Consider the following 4,374-nt stretch of genomic DNA (forward strand, 5'->3'; position numbering starts at 1 on the left):
AGGCGCTGGAGCACAAATCCCGTCGTCGCGACATTCTGGTGGATGATGAGGATCTGTTCCGTTTCTACGATGCTCGCTTGCCGGAGGAGATGATATCAAGCCGTCACTTCGACAAGTGGTGGAAAGAGGCGCAAAAGCAGAATCCCGAGCTGCTCAACTTCGAAAAAGAGATGCTGATGAAGGGAGATGCGGCCCACATCAGCGATCTCGACTACCCCAACTTCTGGCAACAGGGGCGCCTCAAGCTCAAGCTGACCTATCAGTTCGAGCCGGGGGAGGCCGCCGATGGCGTGACCCTGCATATTCCGCTGCCGCTCCTGAATCAGGTGGAGGTGAAGGGGTTCGAGTGGCTGATCCCCGGGCTGCGTCATGAACTCTTGGTGGCCCTTATCAAGTCGATGCCCAAGCCGATGCGCAAGAACTTTGTGCCGGCGCCCAACTATGCCGATGCGCTGCTTGCCACCCTCAACCCCGAGCAGGGGCCGCTGCTGGACGAGATGGAGCGCCAACTGCGCCGCATGACCGGCGTAACCGTGCCCCGTGAATCTTGGGACTGGGCTGCGGTGCCCGAGCACCTGAAACTCACCTTCCGAGTGGTGGACGACAAACACAAGAAGGTGGCGGAAGGCAAAGATCTGGAGGCATTGAAAGAGTCGCTGCGTGGCAAGGTGCAGGAGACCCTGTCGCAAGTGGCGGACGATGACATCGAGCAGTCCGGCCTCACCCTGTGGAGCTTTGGCGAGCTGCCGAAGGAGTACAGCCAAAAGCGCAGCGGTTTCGAGGTGAAGGCCTATCCGACGTTACTTGATCAGAAGGATTCGGTCGCCATCCAGCTGGTGGAGAGCCCGGTGGTGCAACAGCAGCTGATGTGGGCCGGTCAGCGCCGGCTGGTGCTGCTCAACGTGCCATCGCCCATCAAGTACCTGCAGGAGAAGCTGCCCAACAAGGCCAAGCTGGGGCTCTATTTCAACCCGTTTGGCAAGGTGGCGGAGCTGATTGACGACTGCATCGCCTGCGGCTGCGACAAGTTGATCGAGCAGCACGGCGGCATGGCCTGGGACGAGGCCGGTTTCGAGGCGCTCAAGGAGTATGTCCGCGCCGAGCTCAACGATGCGGTGGTGGAGGTGGCCAAGCAGGTGGAAGCCGTGCTGACGCTGTCCCACGAGATCAAGAAACGGCTCAAGGGCAAGATGCAGCTCGACACCGCCTTTGCCATGTCCGATATCCAGCAGCAGCTGAGCAACCTCATTCACAAAGGGTTCGTGACCGAGACCGGCTGGCAGCGACTGCCGGATCTCTTGCGTTACCTGCGGGCCATCGAGCGGCGCCTGGAGAAGCTGGCCATCGATCCCAACCGGGATCGGGTCTACATGCTCAAGGTGCACAGCGTGGAGTCGGAGTACAAGGCGCTGCAGGCCAAGATCCCCAAATCCCAGCTTATTCCCACCGAGGTGGCCAATATTCGCTGGATGATCGAGGAGCTGCGGGTGTCGTTCTTTGCCCAGAATCTGGGGACCCCTTATCCGGTTTCCGATAAACGGGTGCTTAACGCCATCGCTCAGTGCTAAGCTGCTATCTAACTGTTTTAACAGCATGATAGCGGGTGCTGAGAAGGGGTTGCCGGTCAGGTAGCCCCTTCAAACCGCAAGTCAGGGAGGCAAGGATGCTGGGGATCTGGTTGAGTGTGGCGCAGGTGGTGATCAGCGGTTATCAACCCATCGCGGAACAAACCTGGGTGCAGTTGAACCCGGAATATTACCCGCTGGCGCGCACGCCGCCTGCGATGTTTGTGGCCTGGCGTGGCAATCAGTTTCCGCCGCTGGCCCAAAAGCAGAAGCACGGTCGCTGGCAGATCCTCTTTCCAGCCCGGCTGGTGCCTCCCTTCGATCTGTTCGAGGGGGAGGCGCAGCTATCCAAAACCTATCTGGCAAGGCTGCGGCGCATCGACGAGATGGCTTACGGGGTCGTCCCCGGGCAGGCTGTTGCGGCTGGTGCAATCGTGCAGCAGGGGAGTGGATCCCCTGCTTATCACGCGCAACCTGTCGCGCCCTTTATTGCCGAGTTCCGCACACCCCAAGAGGCGTTCGGTGGTGTTGATATGCCCAGCGACCCCGACGAGAGCGAACCTCTGCTCGCGCAGCTGGGGGTGACCTTTCGCACGGCGGGGATGAGTGGTGCCCAAGGATATGAGGGAGTCGCGAGCGCCGATATGGCGCTCGCCAGCCACACGGCTAGCTTATCCGCAGGCAGTGATGCCATGCTTACCCTCTCGGCTCCTGTGGCCGGCGGTCCACAAACTGTGTGTCATCAGGTCGCAGCAGGGGAGACCCTGTGGCGTATAGCCAACCAGTTATCCAGCGCCCGAGGAGCCGATACCTACAGCTATTTGCTGGCGCTGGTGGCAGAGAATCAGCCGCGGCTTGGCAAGAGCATTCGGGTCAGAACGGGGGAGGGTCTCTACTGCCCGCGCGCCGAGACCCTGGCGCGGTTTGATGCCCTGAGCCCGGCCCAGCGTCAGCAGCAGTTCGCCCGGTTGGAGCAGGGGCGCTAAATGCAGAGTCGGTACCTTGTATCCGAATTTGGCCCGTGGTAGTATTCGCGCTCGTTTTGCGAGGTGCTGACCGGTCGCAGTTAGCACCATAAATTCATCCAAAAGAGATACATACTATGTCTTTCGTATTCCAAGCTGAAGTCCGTTCTGACCTGGGGAAAGGTGCGAGCCGCCGCCTGCGTCAAGCTGACCAAGTTCCTGCCATCGTTTACGGTGCAGGCAAAGAAGCCCTGTCCATCACTGTTGACCACAAGAAAATGATCCTGGCTCAAGAGAAGCCGGAATTCTATGAGTCTGTACTGACTCTGGTTATCAACGGTGAAGAAGTTAACGTAAAAGTGAAAGCTATCCAGCGTCACCCGGTACGTTACAAGCTGATCCACCTGGACTTCGTTCGCGTTTAATAGCGAACCGTCAGGTTGAAGAAAAGCCACTCTCAGGAGTGGCTTTTTGCTATCTGGCATCTTGTGAGCAGGCTGAAAGGACTTGCCTGATAAGCCAGCAAGGCGGTTATCCCAGCTGGCTAAGGGCTTGTTGGCAACGCTGCTCGGCGGCATCCAGCTCCAGCAGCACCATCCTGATATCTTCCATCTGCTGTTGCAGTGTCTCCCGTTTCTCCTCAACCAGTCCCAGCATGGTCTGTAACTGGGTGCGGCTGCTCTTGTCGGCATCATAGAGATCAAACAACTCGCGGATCTCGGCGAGGCTGAACCCGAGCCGCTTGCCGCGCAGGGTGAGCTTGAGGCGAACCCGATCCTGCTTGCTGTAAATGCGGGTTTGTCCCTCTCGGGCGGGATTAAGCAACCCCTGATCCTCGTAGAAACGGATACTGCGCGTCGTAATATCAAATTCCCGGGCCAGCTCACTGATGCTGAAGCGCCGTCCTTCATCCTTGTTGTTCATACAGACTTCTTGGCGAACTAAATCCTGTCTGCACCTTACCTAAACGTAAACTGCACTGCAACTCTTGTTCCATCGCGTCAGAACCCCTATGTTATGGCCATGTAACAAACAGAGGCAGGCAAATGGATATTGCAATTGTGGCGGCAAAACGGACTCCGATGGGGGCGTTTCAGGGGGCATTGGCAGAGGTAACTGCGCCTGAGTTGGGTGCCTATGCCATTGAGGCGGCACTACAGCAAAGTGGGCTGAGTCCGGAGCAGGTCGATGAAGTGTTTATGGGTAATGTGCTGGCGGCGGGCGTGGGGCAAGCGCCAGCCCGGCAGGCGTTGTTGAAAGCAGGGTTGCCAGATAGTGTGCCTGCTACCACGGTCAACAAGGTGTGCGGATCTGGCATGAAAGCAGTGATGCTGGCGGCGGATACCATCCGCCTTGGTGACAACAGGGTGGTGGTCGCGGGGGGGATGGAGAGTATGAGCCGTGCCCCCTATCTGCTGGATAATGCCCGCAGCGGCTTTCGGATGGGGCATCAAAAGGTGCTGGACCACCTATTCCTCGACGGTTTGCAAGATGCCTATGATGGCCAGCTGATGGGGATACATGCCCAGCGCAGCGCCGATCAGGCCGGTTTGACCCGCAGTGCCATGGATGAGTTTGCTCTTGCGTCGTTGCAGCTTGCGCGCGATGCGCAGCAAGCCGGCGCGTTTGCATCCGAGCTGGCAAGTGTCTATCGCGGTGATCGCTTGTTGCTGGCCGAAGACGAGCAGCCCAGCAAGGGCAGACCGGAGAAGATCCCTACCCTGAAGCCAGCGTTTGGCAAGGAAGGCACTATTACGGCAGCAAATTCGAGCTCTATCTCGGACGGTGCGGCGGCGCTGATATTGATGGATGGCGCCACGGCGCAAGCCTGGCAGGTACCAGTG

The 4,374-nt window shown here is 58.7% G+C and carries 5 protein-coding genes; 4 read left to right on the forward strand and 1 reads right to left on the reverse strand.

What is annotated here, in order from left to right; translation table 11 throughout:
- From AACS18_RS23350 to rplY, 3 genes are all read left to right on the forward strand, one after another.
- The coding region (locus AACS18_RS23350) for a DUF3418 domain-containing protein (RefSeq protein WP_258228697.1) at window positions 1-1,568 on the forward strand (1,568 nt) is incomplete at its 5' end.
- A gap of 95 nt (window positions 1,569-1,663) precedes the next feature.
- A complete protein-coding gene (locus AACS18_RS10460) occupies window positions 1,664-2,551 on the forward strand; it encodes a hypothetical protein (RefSeq protein WP_108612265.1) in 888 nt (295 codons plus the stop codon).
- A 116-nt stretch (window positions 2,552-2,667) separates the two neighbouring features.
- Window positions 2,668-2,955: a 50S ribosomal protein L25 gene (gene rplY, locus AACS18_RS10465; protein WP_005333252.1), complete on the forward strand. Its 288-nt coding sequence runs from the start codon at window positions 2,668-2,670 to the stop codon at window positions 2,953-2,955.
- Between the two features lie 106 nt (window positions 2,956-3,061).
- On the opposite strand, the gene AACS18_RS10470 is transcribed toward rplY, so the two are convergent.
- Entirely contained in the window at window positions 3,062-3,454 is a 393-nt protein-coding gene (locus AACS18_RS10470; protein ID WP_005360322.1) for a MerR family transcriptional regulator, read from the reverse strand.
- A 122-nt stretch (window positions 3,455-3,576) separates the two neighbouring features.
- Between AACS18_RS10470 and AACS18_RS10475 the strand changes: the two genes are divergently transcribed.
- A partial coding sequence (locus AACS18_RS10475) for an acetyl-CoA C-acyltransferase (protein ID WP_258228698.1) occupies window positions 3,577-4,374 on the forward strand: 798 nt, incomplete at its 3' end.

The organism is Aeromonas sp. HMWF015 (assembly GCF_963878965.1).
In the GTDB taxonomy this organism is placed as follows: domain Bacteria; phylum Pseudomonadota; class Gammaproteobacteria; order Enterobacterales; family Aeromonadaceae; genus Aeromonas; species Aeromonas veronii.

What these genes read in the sequence shown, in the direction of transcription:
- AACS18_RS10460 (WP_108612265.1), top strand. Translation starts at nt 1,664, where the DNA reads ATGCTGGGGATCTGGTTGAGTGTGGCGCAGGTGGTGATCAGCGGTTAT.
- rplY (WP_005333252.1), top strand. Translation starts at nt 2,668, where the DNA reads ATGTCTTTCGTATTCCAAGCTGAAGTCCGTTCTGACCTGGGGAAAGGT.
- AACS18_RS10470 (WP_005360322.1), bottom strand. Translation starts at nt 3,454, where the DNA reads ATGAACAACAAGGATGAAGGACGGCGCTTCAGCATCAGTGAGCTGGCC.